This window comes from Thermanaerosceptrum fracticalcis (assembly GCF_000746025.2).
GTDB classification, from domain to species: Bacteria; Bacillota; Peptococcia; order DRI-13; family DRI-13; genus Thermanaerosceptrum; species Thermanaerosceptrum fracticalcis.
Window position 1 is genome coordinate 898,934 of record NZ_CP045798.1, and the last position, 19,520, is coordinate 918,453.

Genomic DNA, 19,520 nt, shown 5'->3' on the forward strand with positions numbered 1-19,520 from the left:
GTGTTAAACTCCCAGCAGTTCGTAAATTTTAGCCATGTTGAGATTAGTCCGTACTGTTTCCGCCAGGCGGTTTAATCCTTCTTCATACTGTTGAGCAGCACCTGTAAGGTTAGGCAGTAAAGGTGATAGTCCTTTTTTCTGGCGCAGCTGGTTTAAAAGGAAGCGCCGGAAATCATCGTTATCAAAAATACCATGCATATACGTACCCCAAACCAGACCGTCCTCGCGTACAGCTCCGTCAGGGAGATTGACGTCACCGTCACAGCGTGTCTTAAAAATAAAAGCCGGTTTGGCCTTAGGGCCCAATACCGTACGTCCCATGTGTATTTCGTATCCCGTCAAATCCCTGACCTCTCCTTCCAAAGCCGGGAAACCAACGGGAAAAGCGGTAACCTGTGTGGTTACCTTAGTGGGTTCAAAGGTTGTTGACGTATCCAGGAGGCCCAAACCCCTGGTCCGGGGAATACTGGCTTCCGTATATAAAGGATCGAGAATTTCCTGGCCTAGCATCTGGAAGCCGCCGCAAATACCAATAACGGGTGTGCCTTTTTCCGAGGCCTTTTTAATTTGGGCGGCCAAACCCGAGGCTTCCAGGGCCAGCATATCTTCAATGGTATTTTTTGTGCCCGGGAGGATAATTAAATCAGGGTCTCCCAGGTCCATATTCAGCTTGACATAAGTAAGGGTTACGTCGGGTTCCAGGGTCAGGGCATCAAAATCGGTAAAATTTGACAAATGAGGAAGGGCAATCACGGCAATGTTCAGGGGTCCCCTTCCTTTGGCGGTGGTCATGCCTTCGGTGGCTACGGAGTCTTCCTCCGGGATGATAAAATCTTTAAAGTATGGAATAACACCCAAAACAGGCTTACCTGTTTTTTGTTCCAGGAAGGTCAGGGCCGGTTCCAGTAAAGAAATATCACCACGGAATTTATTGATAACAATCCCTTTGACCAAATCCCTTTCTTCGGGCTCCAATAGTTCTAAGGTTCCTACGATGGAAGCCAAGGCTCCACCCCTGTCGATGTCAGCCACCAAAAGTACCGGGGCCTGGGTAAGTTTGGCAATCTTCATGTTGACGATGTCGTTGGCTTTCAGGTTAACTTCCGCAGGACTGCCTGCACCTTCGATGACCAATATTTCAAAACGTTGATATAATTCAGACAGGCTAAAGGTGATAGCCTCTAAAGCCTTCTCCTTAAAACCCTGATGATAATCCCGGGCACTAAAATTGCCCACGGGTTTTCCCAGGACAATGACTTGGGAAGCCTGGTCGCGTGTGGGCTTTAAAAGGACGGGATTCATAATAACTTCCGGCTCCAGAAAAGCGGCATGGGCTTGTACCACCTGGGCCCTGCCCATCTCTCCCCCGCTTTTGGTGACAAAAGAATTAAGGGCCATATTTTGGGCCTTAAAAGGCGCTACTTTGTAGCCGTCCTGGGCCAGGATACGACAGAGGGCTGCCGTTAATATGCTTTTGCCCACATGGGAACTGGTGCCCTGAAACATAATGGCTTTAGCCATGCTCATTCTTCCCCTTTATGACAATGAGTATAGTAAGGCATTGATAATACTGGCGGCTACCATGCTCCCACCCTTATTTCCCTGTACGGTAATGAAGGGATAGGGCATTTTTGCCAGTAATTCTTTAGACTCCGATGCCCCTACAAAGCCCACAGGTGTGCCTACGATGAGGGCCGGTCGGAGCTGGGGTTTTTCTTCCATAATCTCCAGTAACCTGAACAGGGCTGTAGGCGCATTGCCAATGGCCACAATACTGTTGGCCAGGTGAGTTTCCGCGTATTCCATGGCGGTCATGGCCCGGGTCTTACCGGTTAACTGGGCCCTTTTAACAACTTCGGGGTGGCTCAGATAGCAGAAAATCTGTCCGCCCAAAGTGTTTAACCTGGCGGCACTGATCCCTGTTTTTACCAGGTTCACATCGGTAATGATATTGGCCCCCTGTCGGAGAGCCTTTTGTCCCGCTTCTAAAGCCCCCCCGCTGAAAAGGACCAGCTCTGCATATTGAGGGTCACCGGTTGTGTGAATAATCCGTTTGACCACAGCACGGGCTAAAGGGTCCGCGGGTAGGTTTTTGGCCAGGCCTTCGATGATTTTCATGCTCTGGGCTTCAATCTGCCGGGGATTCGTTAAATACTTCATACTGCTAGATAGCCTCCTGGATACGTTCGTGTAATATTTCTACAACTCTTTCGTCCACGCCAATGTAACTGGCCAACTGGATGTCAATTTCTTTTCCCATGAGGCTTTTAACCTTCTCAATTTCTTCCGGAATATCTCTGACCATGTGGTTGCCCGGCGCCAGAAACAGGGGCACCACAATAATCCTCCCGGCACCTCTGTTGATTAATTCCCTGACTCCCTCAGCAAGTGTTGGTGTATCAAATTCCATATAAGCAGTGGTCACCAGGGAATAGCTGTGCTTTTCCTTCAGTTTCACTGCGAATTCTTTTAAAAGTTCATTATATTCTTTACGACGGCTGCCGTGTGACAGAACGAGTATGCCTAACATACTATTAATCCTCCTTAAGCAAGGTGATTTAATATTTCAGGAAAATCATGACAAACTATACCTTTGTTTTTGTCGGGCCGGGCTAGCATAATCACATGAATACCCAGGTCAAGGGCTGCGCTTATTTTGGTGTCTGTCCCTCCGGCAGCACCGCTGTCCTTGGTGAGCAACACATGGCTTTGATAGTGTTCCAATAAAGCCTTGTTCAGTTCGTGGGAAAAGGGGCCTTGCATGGCCACAATTTCCGGGGGTTTTAGACCTAAATCCTTACAACACTTTAGTGAATTTACATCCGGAAGGACGCGAACGACCAGGCGTTTCCCCTGGAGCGCAGGGTGTGTCTTTACCTGGGGCAGCATCTTAATTCCCAGGGTACAGAAGATATTTTCCCCCAGGCTGCCCGCCAGCTGTAAAGCTGCGTCCAAATCCGGCACTCTCTGAATTAAAGGATGGGCGTGATAATCGGTAGCGGGGCGTTGATAACGGATATAGGGGATTGGGATTGCAGCGGCTACAGTCCTGGCCAGTTGGGAAATTACCTGGGCATAGGGATGGGTAGCATCGATGAGATGAGAAACATGATAAGTCTCTATCATCTCTTGCAAACTCCTTTCTGTAAGGGGACCCATGACTACATCGGCGGCTTCGTCCTTCTCCACCAGGCTTTTACCATATTCGGAAACTGTGGTGATCAGGACGCTGTACTGGTTTTCTTGCAGAAAACGCCCCAGCTTACGCCCGTCGGATGTTCCACCTAAGATAAGGATCATAAGCGATATCCCCTCGGAGTAATTAACTTATCATTAAACTGATAAGTCTGGGCATTACCGATAACGACAATACTGAACATATCAATGTTTTGTTGGGTAAAATTGTGGAGATTGGCCAAAATAATTTCCTGCTCTGGGCGGTAGGCATTTTTAACGATACCTACGGGTGTGTGGGGATCTCTGTGTTTCAAGAAAGTTTCCCGTAAAAACTCAATCTGGTGAGTCCTTTTGATACTCTTGGGATTGTAGATTACCGTAACGAAATCAGCTACGGCTGCGGCTTCAATCCTTTTTTTGATGGTTTCCCAGGGCGTTAAAAGGTCACTTAAACTAATGACAGCAAAATCATGCATCAAAGGCGCCCCCAGCAAGGCCGCCGCAGCAGTAGCTGCTGTAACGCCGGGGACGACTTCCACCTCCAGGGAACTTCCCGTCGTTTTTATGAGTTCCCAAATAACACCGGCCATACCGTAAACCCCGGGGTCTCCACTGGAAATAACAGCCACAGTTTTTCCTGTATTTGCTTCTTTCAGGGCCATGTGGCCCCTCTCTATTTCTCTTTTCATGCCGGATCCCAGGATTTTTTTATTCTCTAAAAGTGGTTTCAGAAGTGTGAGGTAATAGTTATAGCCCACGACCACCTCTGACTCCTCTAAAGCTTTCTTAGCATGGGGGGTTAGGTGAGCCAGGTCCCCCGGGCCGGTACCAATGATATAGATTTTTCCCTGGCTACAGCTATGGTCACAGATTTCTTGATAGTTTTGGGACAAAGGATTTCACCCTCCTCTGTTGTCAATAAGGCTGCTTGTTCGGCAACTCCGGGAACCCCGATTTTTTTTTGAACAAAGGGAGAGACTTTAAGATTGCGCTCCCTGGTAACGTTTATGACATCTTCCCGGTTAACAAAATGGACTGGGCAGCCTATTCTTTTCGCTGCCTCCAGGAGACCGGGCTCATCTTTCTTTATGTCCAGTGAGGCCAAATGCTTGATGCAGCGGGGACTTAGGTTGTTTTCCTTTAAGACCTCGTTGATGGCCTCTATGATTTGATCAGCAGGTGTTCCCCGCTTACAGCCAACGCCGATACTTAAAATTTTCGGCCGCAAATAGAGAACCGGTTCCGGTATGCCGGGCAGGACCTGCTGGGGTGTGACCACACCATGACAGCAGTTTTGGGCCTGGCCTGTATAAGGAAGCTTTTGCATGATGATTTGGGGGTTGGTTGAAGTTTCTATGTTGAGATAGGATTCATGCCAGATAAGGCATGGATAACCTTTGAGTAAGTGCATATTGAAATGCTTGATATGAGGAAGAGGTTCTATGGACAAGGAATAGCGGGCTGCCCAGATATCAATGGCTTCAAGGGAAGCTGCATCAGTGGCCGTAGTAATCACGGGGACAGCCCCCAGGATACCGGCCACTTCCTTACATAACTCATTGGCTCTGCCCAGATGGCCGCTCAGTAAGCTGATGGCAAAACGCCCTTGCTCATCGACAACAACTATCGCCGGGTCCCGGCTTTTGTCTTTTAGGAAGGGGGCCACAGTCCGGACTACAATACCTGCGGCCATGATAAAAATGATACCCTGGTAGCGAGACCATAAGCACTGTATTTGTTCTGAAAAATTCTGCTCATAAAAGGATATGGTGGAAGTTGTACTGCCAATGATGTTCCTTAGAGAATTCTTTACATACAATTCCATGATTTCGGGGTATTGCCCGGCTAAGTTTAAGCCCAGCCTGGCTCCGTTGGGGGTTATGGCAAGCACAGCTATTTTCTTCATGAGGAAGCCCTTCTGTATTCATGGGAGAAGCTGGGGTCATAGAGGCGCGAGAGTTCATACTCACTATCCAAAAAGGAACCTACCAGAATCAGGGCTGTTTTATTGACACCTTGCTTTTTGACTTCCTCTTCGATGGTGGCAAGGGTCCCCCGGATAATCAGTTCTTCCGGCCAGGAAGCTTTATAGACCACGGCCACCGGTGTGGCGGGTGGGTAGGCCGTTAATAATTGAGCCACCACCTCTTTGATCATGCCGCTGCTTAAGAAAATGCACATGGAAGCCTGATGTGTTGCTAAGCCGGCCAGCTTTTCTTTTTCCGGTACGGGGGTACGTCCTTCCAGGCGTGTTAAAATTACGGTCTGGGAAATCCCGGGTAAGGTATATTCACTTTTGAGACTGGCGGCAGCAGCCAAAAAAGAACTAACCCCGGGAATGATCTCATAAGGGATATTTTTTGTTTCCAGGGCGTCCATCTGTTCCTTAATGGCCCCGTAAATACTGGGATCCCCCGTATGGACACGGGCTACCGTTTGGTTATTGGCTACAGCTTCTTCCATCACCGCCAGGACCTCCGGCAGGGTCATGGCAGCGCTATTATATACTATGGCCTCAGGTTTTCTGTGGTTCAGCACTTCCGGGTTGACCAGGGAGCCCGCATAAATAATCACATCAGCCTGGGCAATGATTTCCTGCCCTTTTACGGTAATCAGCTTAGGGTCACCAGGCCCGGCGCCGATAAAATATACTTTCACCGCACTCCCTCCTTCCTGATGATAACCAGGGATAAATAGTCCAGGGACCGGGGGTCCAGGGACTTCAGGTCAAAGCTGATAAATTCCCCGGCCTGGCCGCAGCGTGAAACAAACACGGCTTTATTAAGTAAACCCATTTCCTCCAGACCTGTCACGATTTCCGGAAAATTAGCCGTTACTTTCAGCAGGACCACGTTGGGATATTGGGCTAGAATCCCTTTTAACCTTTCTTTACTTACCACATGGGGAACAACCAGCAGGGGTTCAGTACCGAGGGCCAGGGGTAAATTCAGACTGGCGGCACTGGCCGTAAAGGAAGTTATCCCGGGAACTGTTTCACACCTCAGTTCAGATACTAAAGTTTTGAGTTCCTGATAAATGTACATGCCGGTACTGTAAATAGCAGGGTCACCTATCGTAATGAAAACTACGTCTAATCCCTTTTTTAAGGGAGCAGCTACTTGTGCGGCCGCCTCTTGCCAGGCTTTTTTTAACAGCTCCTGATTGCGGGTCATGGGCATCAGCAAGGATAGGATCTGGCAGGATGGAGGTACATACTCTTTCACAATGTTGAAAGCCACACTGTCTTTTTCTTGTTTGGAATAAGGAATGGCTACTACGGCGGCTTTTTGCAGGATTTCGTAAGCTTTTATGGTCAGGAGTTTGGGGTCTCCCGGGCCCACACCCATAATATAAAATTTACCTAGCATCAGTTTCTTCCTTTCCAGGCAGAGATGATAAAAACAGGGTTTTGTGCAGCAAACATATGAATATTAGTGAGCTTTTGTATTTTGCTTACACTGACCAGGTTGACATCGAGGTTCACGGCTCCGGAACCCTCTAAGAAATGAATAGCTGTCAGGGCAGTTTCCATGGTCACCGCCGTGATGAGGAATCTTCCTTCCTCCTTAAGTTTTTGCCAAGCCTGGGAAAGAATTGTCTTTAGATTACCACCGCTCCCACCAACGATACAGACATCGGGTTGGGGCAAGGGGGAAAGGACTTCCGGTGCGGTGCCTTCGATGATTTTGAGATTTTCCAGGGAAAAACGCTGCCTGTTTTTGGCAATGAGCCCACAGGCTTCAGGATTTTTTTCAATGGCATAGACCATTCCCAAAGGGGCCATTAAAGCTGATTCCACGCTAAGGCTGCCCGTACCGGCGCCAATGTCCCAGATAACACTGTCAGGTTTAATCCGGGCCAGGGTTAAGGTGAGGATACGTATCTCCCTTTTCGTCATAGGAACCTTACTACGTTCGAAACTGTCATCGGGCAGCCCCGGTACTAATTGCTTAAACATGAGAAATCACCAGCAAGCTCACAGAATCGGAATCACACACTTTGTCTAAGGTGGTGGTGGTTAACCGTTCCTGGGGCGTACCCAGAGCCTCACATACCGTAACCCGGCAGTCATTCCCCAAAACGGTGGATAGTTTTTGGGCCACTAGAGAAGGCGTGTTTTTATTGTCCGTTAAAATAGCGATTTTCTGGCCGGGGGTCAGGCAGGATAAAGCATCCAGGGAACGGCCATGGAGACTGATTAAACGGGCATCGTGCCACGATTCGGCAAGTTTGGCAAAGGCCAGGGAGATAGAACTGATTCCGGGTATCACGTTTAGTTCTCCGGCAGCAAAATGTTGACGGAGATACCCCAAAAAACTATAAAAACCCGGATCACCGGAAACCAGGACACATGTTTCTTTTTCTTTATAAATACTTTTCAAATACGCCACAACATCAGGCAAATTATTTTTCACATAAAATATCTCATGATGGGCTTCGGCAAAGTTATGTATAAAGCGTTGACCACCCACTAAAACCTGACATTTTTTGATAATCTTCAAGCCCAGGGGCAAAGTATAGTCCGGGTAACCGGAACCAGTGCCAACCACATGTAAGCGACTATTCATTTAATAATCCTCCTATCAGGTTGCCGGGGTCCGCTGAGCCCAGCACCTGTCCCTGGTAATTAAAAAAGATAAGAGATACGGATGCTTCCTGGAAAAGATATTTCCCAACTTTTTCAATTGCTCTGTGGGCCAGGAGCGTCCAGAATTCATTTCTTTTTTCCCACTGATCGATTAACTGTATGGCGGCCTCGGTGGTCAAGCTGTAAAAAATATCTTTAACCAGCGCTGCCGGAGCATCTAAGACGGCAGCGGCGGCAGCCATGGCTTCCAGGCGCCCGTCTCCCATGCGGTTGTGGGTATGAAAAACTCCCGCCGCCAGTTTTACTAATTTTCCGGGGTGTCCGGCAAGTATGAGCTTTCGGAATCCTTTCTCCACTGCTTGTTCCAGCATGTAGCCAAGATAATTGCTAGTGAGGCAAATGTACTCCCCAGAAAAACCAAACTGTTCAGCGCACCTTTGTCCAATTCGTCCAGGCGTCAAGACCAGGGTTTCATAACCTAAGGCTTTAATCACGTCGAGCTGGGGAGTTAAGGAAGTTTTATAAGCTTCTTCAGACATGGGATATACGATACCTGTGGTTCCCAGGATGGAGATGCCACCGATAATTCCCAGGTGGCTGTTTAATGTTTTTTTCGCAATACTTTCACCCAAAGGTACACTAATGGTAATGATGGCCCCCTTGTCAGGCGGCAAACATTTTTTTACAGAATCTATAATCATCTGCCGCGGCACAGGATTGATGGCCGGTTCTCCCACAGGGGTGGAAAGGCCGGGCTTGGTCACAATACCTACGCCTTTCCCGCCTTTTATCGTGATTCTCTCATCCGTTGTTAAAGCCACCGCAGCTTGAATCTCGCAGCCATTGGTGACATCGGGATCGTCCCCACCGTCTTTGATGACACTGTAAGTCACAAGCCCATCCGCTACACCCTTAAATTGTACCGGTATATGGAGGGGTGTACCAAGGGGCGTGGTAATGGTAACCTTCTCATATTCCATGCCGTTTAAAGCCGTCAAAGCAGCGGCAAGGGCAGCCGCCGTGGCTGCACTGCCTGTGGTAAAACCCGGCCTTAGTTTCTTCTCCTGCATTTACGACCCACTTCCGTTTGCTGCTGATTTGAGTTTCATGGGTATACCTACTGTTACTAAATATACATCATCTGCGGCCTGAGCCAGTTTCTGGTTAGCTCTTCCTACAATATCTCTGTAGGCCCTGCTGAGAGGATCCGGGGGAACCAGCCCCCAGCCTACTTCATTGGTAACAGCGATCAGGGTGATATCCGTAGTATGGACAACGTTGATTAAATTTTCTATTTCCCTGGTTATAAACTCTTCTATTTCAGTGGAAATAAATACAGCATCCTGAGGTTGGACTTTAGAAAGCAAATGATTGGCCACCAGGAGCGTGATACAATCCAGGAGCCATACCTTGTATTCCCGGTAATGGTTTAAAATAACTTTCCCCGGATTAAAAGGTTCTTCAAAAGTTTGCCAGGTATGAGAACGTCTTTCCGTATGTAGTCTAATACGTTCCTCCATTTCCTCATCCAGGGCTTGGGCTGTAGCCAGGTAAGCTACCTCTTCGGAAGCCAAATTAGCCAGGTATTCGGCGTAAGAACTCTTACCGCTGCGGGCAGCACCCGTGACCAGAATTAGGTGTCCTTTTCCCATAACTCCTCCGAAATCATATGTGTGGTACCATTCTTAAAAATGGCTTCCAACTCTACAATTTTGCGGTTCTTTTTCATCAACCACTGGGCATAACGCTGATTATTATGCTGCAGCCTTTTATTTTCTTTTTCCAACTGGCTAAGAATCGTTCTTTTTTCTTTTTCGATTTTTTCAATCAGATTCATTAAAACCCTGCGGCTGATTCTTAAATGTTCCACCTGGTTCTCAAGTTCCTTAATACGGTTTTTTAAGCGGATGAATTCCTGCTCATTGACCATTGTCGTATCCCCCTTGGAAAACATGCACTTTCTAGTATTATATTCCCAAGGGGATATTCCTAGTCTTTCCCAATTTATGAAAACGTCCGGTGACGTAATTTTTAAAAGTTCCCCCGGAGGGGATAAAAAAGATGGAAGTTGAGTAGTAGAAATAGAAAAAGTCCTCTGGTTATACCAAAGGACTGCACCCTGCTTCTTAATCCAAAGGTAACCATAGACCCTACACCGGGGTCTGATTACAATCACCAGGCAGGTCTTCTGGCTCTCGGGTCATTCTCCTCTCACGCCTTCCCTATGATGAAGCATAAGTGGCTGTATGTGAGATTTGTTACCGATTACAGCGGCGGGACCGCGCCGGATTCACACCGGTCTTCTCTTTTAAGCGATGCACCTGTGATTAATATGGAATTTTACCCATTTATATTAACACACAATTTACTTACCGGTCAAGATTCCCGTCCTTGCTTCTTTGTGCTGTCAAAAGCCTTGTTATAAAGGAGGAAGGCAGCAGCACAGAGCCAAATCCATTAAGTTCTTCAGGATCGTGCCCGTGAAAGTCTGAACCGCCGGTAACCAGCAGCCCGTACTGCAGAGCAAGTTCATAATAAAATTTTTCTAAATGGGGTGGGTGATGGGGATGATAGACTTCGATTCCGGACAGCCCTGTTTCTATTAGTTCCGTCAGTAACCCGGCGGGGAAATTTTCACCGGGATGGGCTAAAACCGGTACACCCTCAGCTCCTTTGATTAAGGCAACGGCTTTGTAGGGAGAGATCTTAAAGCGTGGAACATAGGCCGGGCAGCCCGGGTTAAGGAGCTGGGCAAAAACTTCTTCCACCCTTGTAAAATAGCCCTTTTCCATGAGGACCAGGGCGATATGAGGCCGGCCCACCGCACCCGGTCCTGCCCTGGCTAAAACTTCTTCCAGGGCTACGTTGTATCCCAGTTCTTGCAGTTTTTTCACCATGGCCCGGGCACGATTGTGCCTGGCCTCGGTCAATTTTCTTAAGGTTAACTGTAATGCTTTATTGGTCGTATTAATGAAATACCCCAGAATATGAATCTCTTCTTCCTCATAGACGGTGCTGATTTCTACACCGGGGAACACTTTGATCTTCTGCACATCGCCTTCCCTGAGGGCTTCCGCCAGTCCCTCTGTAGTATCATGATCGGTAATAGCTATATACTCTATTTCCTTTTCCCTGGCGAGTCTTATCACTTCACTGGGCCTGTAAGCCCCGTCAGAAGCAGTTGTGTGTACGTGCAGATCAACTTTGAGCAGGGGGCAAGACTTGCTGGAGTACACGAATATAATTACCTCCTAAGACCTTTCTCACTTCCTCTTCTTTCCATCCCCTTTGTAAAAGGAGTTCGGTAAGCAGGGGCATTTTGCTCACATCCTCCAGACCGGCAGGTGTTGTCTCTATGCCGTCAAAATCAGAACCCAGCCCTACATGGTCGACTCCGGCAACACCGGCGGCATATTCAATATGTTCAATAACAGTTTCCGCGGTTACCATTTCCCTCCCCAAAAATTCGGGATAAAAGTTAATGCCGATGATGCCCTGGTTTTTTTGGAGGGCTTCCAGTTGTTCGTTCCGCAAATTTCGCGGATGGTCATGGAGGGCCCGGCAGCAGGAGTGGGTGGCAGCAATGGGTTTGGTGGTGTAGGAAATTACATCCCAGAATCCCCCTTCCGAAAGATGGGAAACATCGACCAGCATCCCCAGGTCATTCATTTCTTTAATCACGGCTTTACCAAATGTGGTTAACCCTCCCCCGCTTTCTCTTTCCCAAACACCGTCTCCCAATTGATTTCTTTGGTTCCAGGTCAGCGTCACACTGCGTATGCCCAAACGGAAAAGGATTCTTAAGGTGCTCAGTTGACCCTCCAGGGCTTCGCCCCCTTCCACCGTTAAAAGAAATTTTACGGTTTCTGCATTAAGAGAGAGTAAATCTTTCTGTTCTTTAATAATTTGTAACGATTCTCCCCTCTCGTTTTTCAGGCTGTAGAAGAAATCTAAGAGTTCTAAAACACGACAGAGGGCCCCGTAAGGCTTATACTTGGCTTCTATAAACAAGGCCAGGAATTGTAAGTTTACCCCACCTTGTTTTAAACGGGATAAATCCAGGTGTCCTTTGAGACCGCTCTTAATAAAATCCCGCTTTTCTTTATAACATTCTAAGATGCTGTCACAATGGCCGTCGACCACAAGGGATTGATGATGGAGATTTAAATTGTACTCATTCATGAAGACACCTTCTATCTTCAACATAACAATATTAATATATGTAACAGAAACAACAAAAAAAGCCTGTTTCACGAACAGGCTTAGCAAGATTATCTCGGCTCTACAATAAGTTTAATGGCAGTCCTTTCTTCCCCGTCAATAACAATGTCCGTAAAAGCGGGGATACAAATTAAATCGATTCCGCTGGGAGCTACAAACCCTCTGGCGATGGCAACTGCTTTAACGGATTGGTTGAGAGCACCAGCACCAATTGCTTGAATTTCTGCACATCCTCTTTCACGAATAACGCCGGCTAATGCACCCGCAACAGCGTTTGGGCTCGACTTTGCTGAAACTTTCAATACTTCCAACCTTGTTACCTCCCTCGACTCTTATAATAGATTTTTCGTGTTAAGAAACTATTCTACATAATAAAAAAAATTCCTTTAAAACCCAATGGAAATATGAAAATTTTCTATACAATGGGGGAAAGGGCCGTTAGGTTGTCACTGTTTCCTGGATGCGTACAATATGTTCGGTTTTCCCGGTTGTCTCGTTAATGTGCAGGAGGACGCCGTTTAACTGAGCTGGGCCTGCTGCTACTTCGAAACGGACAGGTAACTGTGTTATGAATTTACTGATTACGATATCTGCCTTTACGCCGAGTACAGAGTCCCGGGGCCCTGTCATGCCTACATCGGTAATGTAACCGGTACCCTGGGGCAGGATGCGTTCATCGGCTGTCGGTACGTGTGTATGAGTCCCCAGCACAGCTGAGGCCTTTCCATCCATAAACCAGCCAAAGGCTATTTTCTCAGAGGTAGCTTCGGCGTGAAAATCTATAATAATGATTTTGGTTTCTTTTAATAAAGTGTTCATGATAGTCTCGGCGGTACGAAAAGGGCAATCCAGGGGGGGTAAGAAAACACGGCCCGATAAATTTACAATACCTACTTTTATATCTTTGGTAACTCTAACCACGGCGCTGCCCCTGCCGGGAGTACCCGGGGGGTAGTTGGCAGGCCTGATCAGGCGAGGTTCCAAATCGATAAATTCCAAGATCTCTTTTTTATCCCACGTGTGGTTACCCATGGTGATAAAATCTATACCATCGTTCAGGAGTTCGTCGGCAATCTCCTGGGTAAGACCATTACCACCCGCAGCATTTTCCCCGTTGGCGATGACGAAATCTATGCCGTATTTCTTTTTTAAGGGATGAATCAGTTGTTTAACAGCCATACGCCCAGGACGGCCCACAATATCGCCGACCATTAAAATACGTAACATAAAAAGCCTCCATATGACCAAAAGAGGTAGTATACTGAAAACTATTATTGCCAATTTCTATCCGGTAACTATCTTGTAAAGATTAGGACTCTGCCCTCTTCTCTAACTGCGATTAAGCCATTTTTTAAATTTTTCCCGCGCAGGTTATCCAGCATGTGGCGGATAAAATCGTCCTGTTCCATGAGTTCATCATCCTGGGCAAAATAACCATCTGTTACCAGGCTGTGGTTAAGACGTTCTCTGAGTAGACAGATGATTAATCCTATTTCTTTTTGTGTTAATGTACCGGCATCTCTGGTTATTTCGAAAATAGTGATACCTGAACCAACATTATATTTTGTTTTAAGATATTTGGGTTCTGACTTACTCTCGTAGTACATGTATGTATAAATACAATTCTCTAGCTCTTCACTGATTTGCTGTATGGTTTTTTTATCAAGCTCCTCTTTTAAGATAAACTTTAGTTTCAGTAAATGCCCCCTGGGAGAATAATTGATGGAACCTACTTCCGGGTAACGAACCAGTAATGATGTAAGGAGACTAATGCTTTCCTCATCATCGAGCTTCTTTTTCAGTTGCATGTTTTACACCATCCTTTGCTGACATACAAAATCTCTATTTCGTCATCCCCCGGGGAAAATCCTCTAATTTAAAGATGTCAACCCACAATTATTAAATGGGATAAATGGAAAAAGCGACCTTTAAGGTCGCTTATTTAGCATAATCAACAGCACGAGTTTCTCTTACCACGACAATTTTGATTTGTCCCGGATATTCCAACTCATTCTCAATCCTTTTCACAATGTCGCGGGCCATTCTTACTGCAGTAGCGTCATCGACCTTTTCTGGTTTAACAATGATTCTAATCTCTCTTCCCGCTTGTATCGCAAAGGATTTATCCACACCCTCGAAGGAATTGGCAATCTCCTCCAATTTTTCCAAGCGCTTAATATAATTTTCCAGGGTTTCGCGTCTGGCCCCGGGGCGTGCGGCAGAAATAGCATCAGCTGCGGCCACTAAAACAGCCTCCACTGATTTAAACTCCTCATCGCCGTGGTGGGCAGCAATAGCATGAATCACTTCAGGACTTTCCCGGTACTTTTTAGCCAGGTCCGCCCCTATGGCTACATGAGGCCCTTCTACCTCATGGTCCACTGCTTTACCTATGTCATGCAAGAGACCGGCCCGTTTGGCCAGGGCCACATCGGCTCCAATTTCCGCGGCCATAATGCCGGCTAAATGAGATACTTCAATGGAATGCTTTAAGACGCTTTGACCATAACTTGTCCTAAATTTCAGGCGACCTAATAATTTTATGAGTTCGGGATGAAGACCATTGACGCCTGTTTCAAAGGTAGCTTGTTCGCCTTCCTCCCGTATTTTCTGGTCTACTTCTTTCTGAGCTTTTTCCACCATTTCTTCGATACGGGCCGGATGGATACGACCATCCAGGATTAATTTCTCCAGAGCTGTCCTGGCCACTTCACGTCTAATGGGATCAAATCCGGAAAGGATCACTGCTTCCGGCGTATCATCAATAATGAGATCAATGCCTGTCAGTGTCTCTAAAGTTCTGATATTACGGCCTTCGCGGCCAATGATACGGCCCTTCATTTCGTCGTTGGGGAGGGCTACTACCGATACTGTAGTTTCGGCTACATGGTCGGCAGCACAGCGCTGAATAGCCAGGGATATAATTTCCCGTGCCTTTTTTTCAGCCTCTTCTTTGGCCTGATTTTCCAGTTCCTTGATCATCATGGCCGTCTCATGTTTAATCTCATCTTCAACCCTTGACAACAGGAGTTCGCGGGCTTGTTCGAAAGACAGGTTAGAAATTCTCTCCAGTTCAGATAACTGCTTTTGATAAAGTTCAGTAACGCCTTTCTTCAGGGTACTGATTTCTTGCTCCAATTTATGGAGGTTTTCTTCTTTACGGTCCATAGCCTCAGCTTTACGGTCTAAGGACTCCTCCTTTTGCAGCAATCTACGTTCAATACGCTGCATTTCATTACGTCTTTCCCTGTTTTCTCTCTCGACCTCATTACGTAATTTATGGACTTCTTCTTTCGCTTCTAAAATGGCTTCCTTCTTTTTGGCCTCTGCCTCTTTTTCCGCATCCTCTAAGATCTTGGCTGCGGCTTCTTCAGCAGAAGCGATTTTCGCTTCAGCAATATTCTTACGTATTATATAACCTGCGGAAATACCGGCTAGTCCTGCTAATAAAGCGGTAATAAGATAATATAGAAAAATCGTGCTCACCTCCTATATAAAAAAATATAACCGAGGGAAACTCGGTTATGATATATCCATAACTACCATTATTTGTAAACGGGTTACAAAGCATATACTTTGGCTTGGGGCCTAGTATTCACTTGTATATATGATAATACCCGTATATGGGATTTAAAGCGAAATATCTATGCTAAAATCCATTATGGCAGAAATATTCATACCTCGTTTCTCTCGTAATTATTGTAATTGTTATTACAAAACCTGTCAAGTTAAGACTGGATGTCCCTAATACCCCTGTCCAGGATAAGGTATACTTTCTTAAATTAATCAAACTGGTCCTCAAAGACATGGAGGTTTTCCATAATCCTCCGGATTGTTTTTGTGGAAAAACCTTTTGTTTTAAGATAATGGGCCGTTTTTACAGCCAGTTGCCGACGGGTAAATCCTTTTTTATTTGCTGTGTATTTATTGGTTAGCTTATGAGCCAAAGACAATTCTTTTTCTTCATCTAAGTGATTTAACACCGAGGCAGCTATATCAGTGGGAATACCTTTATAAAGCATTTTCCTCAGGAGCAGGCTCCTGCCACAGGGTTTATAATTTACATGGTATGAATAAATACTCTCCGCTAATTTCTCGTCATTTAAATAACCCCAGCTAACAAGTCTTTGCAAAACGTTAGTTATTTCCTCTTGATCGTAGCCACACGAAGTCAGGATTTGTTGCATTTCCCGGAAACTGTAGACTTTATTTGCAAGTTTTTTTAAGGCCAGCGCCAGGGGATCCTTCATCATTTATTCCACCGCGTAGTCCTCGTCGGTGCCCGAGGATTTGAGCAAACTTATATTAAAATTAGCCCTGATTTTATTTTCTATTTCCTTAGCAATTTGGGGATTATCTTTTAAGTACTGTTTTACGTTTTCCCTGCCCTGGCCTAAACGATTATCGTTATAAGAATACCAGGCGCCGCTTTTATTCATAATATCAAGCTCAGTGGCTAAATCGATAATGCTGCCTTCCCGGGAAATCCCCTCACCGTACATAATGTCAAAATCGGCTTGTTTAAAAGGAGGTGCCACTTTGTTTTTTACCACTTTGACCCGCGTACGGCTGCCGACGATCTCCGCACCTTGCTTTAGCGTTTCAATTTTTCTGACTTCCATCCGCACAGAGGCATAAAATTTAAGGGCACGTCCCCCGGGAGTAGTCTCCGGATTACCAAACATCACACCCACTTTTTCGCGAATCTGATTGATGAAAATGGCTGTTGTACGGGATTTGCTGATAGCCCCTGTTAATTTGCGCAGGGCCTGAGACATTAAACGGGCCTGCAATCCCACATGGGCGTCACCCATTTCCCCTTCTATCTCCGCCCGGGGAACCAGAGCAGCTACCGAGTCTACAACGATGACGTCGATGGCGCCGCTTCTTACCAAAGCTTCGGCAATTTCCAGGGCCTGTTCACCCGTATCAGGCTGGGAGATGAGGAGATTGTCTATATCCACGCCAAGATTTTTTGCGTAAATCGGGTCTAGAGCATGTTCAGCGTCGATAAAGGCCGCCGTGCCCCCGTTTTTCTGAGCTTCGGCAATGACATGAAGGGCCACGGTGGTTTTACCGGAAGATTCCGGTCCATAGATTTCCACCACTCTTCCCCGCGGCACCCCGCCTACACCTAAGGCCATATCCAGGGTGAGAACCCCGGTAGAAATGACATCAACCTGCAGCTTGCCTGAGGCTTCACCCAGGCGCATAATCGAACCTTTACCAAACTGTTTTTCTATGGAAGAAAGCGCTATTTCCAAAGCCTTTTTCTTATCTGACATGTAAACCCTCCTTGCACAAAACATGTGTTCGATAAGCCAATTATAGAATTTATAGTATGCTTTGTCAATTACGATTATTTCAAATGATAGCTATGGAGCGGTGTATAGATGGGCCCTGCCGGCGTAAGTTTGCTGGCATAAAGGGTAAGTTTGCCCAGGTAGAAGCCGGGAAGGTTAGGCAGGGGATGGTCTTTCATGGTGGCAAATCCCGAGAAGTTAGGTTTTAGTTTGGTGTTAATGCGGGCTAAAGTGATGTGGGGGGTATAGGGCCTGGCAGCATCAACAGGAATTCCTAATTTACCTATGGCTGCGGCTGTATCGCCATAAATTTTTCGTAAAATGGTGTGATTGCCGGTAAGGGACAGCCAGATAACTCTAGGTTCAGACCAACGGGGAAAAGCGCCAATTTTCCCCAGGGACATGAAGGGAGCCGGGGTTTTCTGCAATATGGGGGTAAACTCACGCAGCATTTTTTCCACTAAAGAAGGATGAATATCTCCCAGAAAATGTAAAGTAAGATGAAGATTAGCTGAGTTAACCCATCTTAAGTGTGGAAAAATACGGGCCAGTTCAGTTTGTAACTGCGTGACAGCTTCCACTACCGGTTCAGGTAATTCAAAGGCCCAAAAAGCCCGTATTGTTTGGACCACTTAATAATCTCCCTCCTATTTGGCCCGTGCCGGCTGTACGGAGATTCTCTTCCCGTTAATAAACTGCCGGTCCATAATATGAATGACCCTGTGGGCCACATCCTCCGGGACCTCCATAAAAGTAAATTTATCGTAGATATCGATATCCCCTACGGCTTTAGGAGATATTCCCGTTTCGTTGGCCACGAGGTTAACCAGGTCTGCAGGCCGTATTTTCTGCTGCCGGCCGATGGTCATAAACAGCCTGACCATACCGGGTTTGGCACCGGTATTCCCAAAATCGGCACTAAAGTCTACTTCACTTAATTCAACTCCCCTCAGGGTAAAGGCATATTTGAGGGCTGCCGCCGTTAAATCCACGGGATCAAAACGGGACATCATATCCAGGGCAATGGATTGATAAGTCCCCAGGTTGCCTTCCTGTACAATATTTTGCAGGGATTGAAAGATAACTTCTTTCTGCTGTTCCACCACTTCCTGCAAAGACGGTAAAGAGGCCCTGGTAATCTTGGCTTTTACTAATTTTTCAATAAGTCTTAACTGACGATATTCCGGGGGCGTAATCAGTGTTAAGGCCTTCCCTTCTCTTCCCGCTCTCCCCGTCCTGCCAATACGGTGTACGTAAGATTCGGGATCCTGGGGTATATCAAAATTAATGACATGGGTGATTTTATCTATATCCAGGCCCCGGGCGGCCACATCAGTAGCTACCAATAGATCAACTTCACCCTGGCGAAAACTTTTCATGGTTTTATCCCGCTGGGCTTGTGTTAAATCACCGTGTAAACCCTCGGCAAAATAACCTCTGGTTTGCAGGCTGGCTACCAGTTCATCCACACCCCGTTTGGTACGGCAAAAAATAAGGGCCGATTCATAGTTTTCATAATCGAGGATACGACAGAGGGCATCCACCTTGGAACCCTGGGCAACTTCAAAATAATACTGTTGAATGAGGGGTACGGTCAGAGTGTCTTTGTTGATGGTAATAAGGCGAGGATTTTTCAAATATTTCTCAGCTAAACGCTGGATGGGCAAGGGCATGGTGGCTGAGAACAAGAGGGTTTGCCTCTCCACGGGTGTTTTCTGTAAGATGTTTTCAATGTCTTCAATGAAACCCATGTCCAGCATTTCATCGGCTTCATCGAGGACGAAAATTTTTACGTTTTCTAAATTCAGGGTTCTCCGTTCCAGGTGATCCAGGATCCTGCCAGGGGTACCAATGACTACGTGGACGCCAAAACGCAGGGAACGTATCTGGCGCTCTATGGACTGGCCCCCGTAAATGGGTAAGACCTTCACCTGTTTATGTTTGCCGATACTGGCGATTTCTCCTGCTACCTGGATGGCTAACTCCCGGGTGGGTGTTAAGATTAAAGCCTGTACCGCAAACCATTTGGGATTGATTTTTTCTACAATAGGGATACCGAAGGCTGCGGTTTTACCGGTTCCAGTTTGGGCCTGGCCAATAACGTCTTGGTTTTCCATAACCAGGGGAATAGCCTGGGCCTGTATGGGGGTAGGTTCCTCAAAACCCATATCGGAAAGGGCAGCCACCACCTTCCTTGATAAAGAAAGCTGTCCGAATTTCTCTTGCATGAA

The 19,520-nt window shown here is 46.6% G+C and carries 23 protein-coding genes and 1 riboswitch; all 23 genes read right to left on the reverse strand.

Features of this window, described 5'->3' with window-relative positions; all coding sequences use genetic code 11:
• Nucleotides 1–3: 3 nt before the first annotated feature.
• A complete protein-coding gene (locus BR63_RS04725; RefSeq protein ID WP_034419851.1) occupies nt 4–1,521 on the reverse strand; it encodes a cobyric acid synthase in 1,518 nt (505 codons plus the stop codon).
• Nucleotides 1,522–1,536: 15 nt separating this feature from the next.
• On the reverse strand, nt 1,537–2,160 hold the full coding sequence (locus BR63_RS04730) for a precorrin-8X methylmutase (RefSeq protein WP_034419849.1): 624 nt from the start codon (nt 2,158–2,160) through the stop codon (nt 1,537–1,539).
• A gap of 4 nt (nt 2,161–2,164) precedes the next feature.
• The gene (locus tag BR63_RS04735) at nt 2,165–2,530 is read right to left on the reverse strand and encodes a sirohydrochlorin chelatase (protein WP_034419847.1); all 366 of its coding nucleotides are present in this window, start codon (nt 2,528–2,530) and stop codon (nt 2,165–2,167) included.
• Between the two features lie 14 nt (nt 2,531–2,544).
• Nucleotides 2,545–3,300 (reverse strand): precorrin-6A reductase, encoded by a 756-nt coding sequence (gene cobK / locus BR63_RS04740; RefSeq protein WP_034419845.1) that lies wholly within the window; start codon nt 3,298–3,300, stop codon nt 2,545–2,547.
• Entirely contained in the window at nt 3,297–4,070 is a 774-nt protein-coding gene (gene cobJ, locus BR63_RS04745; protein ID WP_243270067.1) for a precorrin-3B C(17)-methyltransferase, read from the reverse strand. The genes cobK and cobJ overlap by 4 nt, the downstream gene beginning before the upstream one ends.
• Nucleotides 3,977–5,083, reverse strand: a complete 1,107-nt coding sequence (locus tag BR63_RS04750; RefSeq protein WP_051965374.1) for a cobalt-precorrin 5A hydrolase — start codon at nt 5,081–5,083, stop codon at nt 3,977–3,979. Before BR63_RS04750 ends, cobJ begins: the two co-directional genes overlap by 94 nt.
• Nucleotides 5,080–5,835 (reverse strand): precorrin-4 C(11)-methyltransferase, encoded by a 756-nt coding sequence (gene cobM / locus BR63_RS04755; protein ID WP_034419844.1) that lies wholly within the window; start codon nt 5,833–5,835, stop codon nt 5,080–5,082. The genes BR63_RS04750 and cobM overlap by 4 nt, the downstream gene beginning before the upstream one ends.
• Nucleotides 5,832–6,545, reverse strand: a complete 714-nt coding sequence (gene cobI, locus BR63_RS04760) for a precorrin-2 C(20)-methyltransferase (protein WP_051965373.1) — start codon at nt 6,543–6,545, stop codon at nt 5,832–5,834. Before cobI ends, cobM begins: the two co-directional genes overlap by 4 nt.
• On the reverse strand, nt 6,545–7,135 hold the full coding sequence (cbiT, locus tag BR63_RS04765; RefSeq protein ID WP_034419840.1) for a precorrin-6Y C5,15-methyltransferase (decarboxylating) subunit CbiT: 591 nt from the start codon (nt 7,133–7,135) through the stop codon (nt 6,545–6,547). The genes cobI and cbiT overlap by 1 nt, the downstream gene beginning before the upstream one ends.
• A complete protein-coding gene (gene cbiE / locus BR63_RS04770; protein WP_051965372.1) occupies nt 7,128–7,745 on the reverse strand; it encodes a precorrin-6y C5,15-methyltransferase (decarboxylating) subunit CbiE in 618 nt (205 codons plus the stop codon). Before cbiE ends, cbiT begins: the two co-directional genes overlap by 8 nt.
• A complete protein-coding gene (gene cbiD, locus BR63_RS04775) occupies nt 7,738–8,835 on the reverse strand; it encodes a cobalt-precorrin-5B (C(1))-methyltransferase CbiD (protein WP_034419839.1) in 1,098 nt (365 codons plus the stop codon). Before cbiD ends, cbiE begins: the two co-directional genes overlap by 8 nt.
• On the reverse strand, nt 8,836–9,417 hold the full coding sequence (cobU, locus tag BR63_RS04780) for a bifunctional adenosylcobinamide kinase/adenosylcobinamide-phosphate guanylyltransferase (protein WP_034419837.1): 582 nt from the start codon (nt 9,415–9,417) through the stop codon (nt 8,836–8,838). It lies immediately after the preceding gene.
• Nucleotides 9,399–9,695, reverse strand: a complete 297-nt coding sequence (locus tag BR63_RS04785; protein WP_034419836.1) for a hypothetical protein — start codon at nt 9,693–9,695, stop codon at nt 9,399–9,401. The genes cobU and BR63_RS04785 overlap by 19 nt, the downstream gene beginning before the upstream one ends.
• Nucleotides 9,696–9,926: 231 nt before the next feature.
• A riboswitch (cobalamin riboswitch) is annotated at nt 9,927–10,105 on the reverse strand.
• A 29-nt stretch (nt 10,106–10,134) separates the two neighbouring features.
• Nucleotides 10,135–11,001 carry a PHP domain-containing protein gene (locus tag BR63_RS04790; RefSeq protein WP_161781846.1) on the reverse strand — a complete coding sequence of 289 codons (867 nt, stop codon included), beginning with the start codon at nt 10,999–11,001 and terminating at the stop codon, nt 10,135–10,137.
• A complete protein-coding gene (locus BR63_RS04795) occupies nt 10,964–11,947 on the reverse strand; it encodes a dipeptidase (protein ID WP_161781845.1) in 984 nt (327 codons plus the stop codon). The genes BR63_RS04790 and BR63_RS04795 overlap by 38 nt, the downstream gene beginning before the upstream one ends.
• A gap of 89 nt (nt 11,948–12,036) precedes the next feature.
• Complete coding sequence (locus tag BR63_RS04800) at nt 12,037–12,297, reverse strand: stage V sporulation protein S (protein ID WP_034419834.1); 261 nt, start codon at nt 12,295–12,297, stop codon at nt 12,037–12,039.
• A 127-nt stretch (nt 12,298–12,424) separates the two neighbouring features.
• A complete protein-coding gene (locus BR63_RS04805) occupies nt 12,425–13,213 on the reverse strand; it encodes a TIGR00282 family metallophosphoesterase (RefSeq protein WP_034419832.1) in 789 nt (262 codons plus the stop codon).
• Between the two features lie 68 nt (nt 13,214–13,281).
• Complete coding sequence (locus tag BR63_RS04810; protein ID WP_034419830.1) at nt 13,282–13,794, reverse strand: hypothetical protein; 513 nt, start codon at nt 13,792–13,794, stop codon at nt 13,282–13,284.
• A gap of 130 nt (nt 13,795–13,924) precedes the next feature.
• Nucleotides 13,925–15,463 carry a ribonuclease Y gene (rny, locus tag BR63_RS04815; protein WP_081907990.1) on the reverse strand — a complete coding sequence of 513 codons (1,539 nt, stop codon included), beginning with the start codon at nt 15,461–15,463 and terminating at the stop codon, nt 13,925–13,927.
• Nucleotides 15,464–15,768: 305 nt separating this feature from the next.
• Nucleotides 15,769–16,239 carry a regulatory protein RecX gene (locus BR63_RS04820; protein WP_034419827.1) on the reverse strand — a complete coding sequence of 157 codons (471 nt, stop codon included), beginning with the start codon at nt 16,237–16,239 and terminating at the stop codon, nt 15,769–15,771.
• Entirely contained in the window at nt 16,240–17,271 is a 1,032-nt protein-coding gene (gene recA / locus BR63_RS04825; RefSeq protein ID WP_034419825.1) for a recombinase RecA, read from the reverse strand.
• A gap of 74 nt (nt 17,272–17,345) precedes the next feature.
• Nucleotides 17,346–17,921: an RNA 2',3'-cyclic phosphodiesterase gene (gene thpR, locus BR63_RS04830; RefSeq protein WP_034419824.1), complete on the reverse strand. Its 576-nt coding sequence runs from the start codon at nt 17,919–17,921 to the stop codon at nt 17,346–17,348.
• A 15-nt stretch (nt 17,922–17,936) separates the two neighbouring features.
• Nucleotides 17,937–19,517: a DEAD/DEAH box helicase gene (locus tag BR63_RS04835; RefSeq protein WP_034419823.1), complete on the reverse strand. Its 1,581-nt coding sequence runs from the start codon at nt 19,515–19,517 to the stop codon at nt 17,937–17,939.
• Between the last annotated feature and the right edge of the window lie 3 nt (nt 19,518–19,520).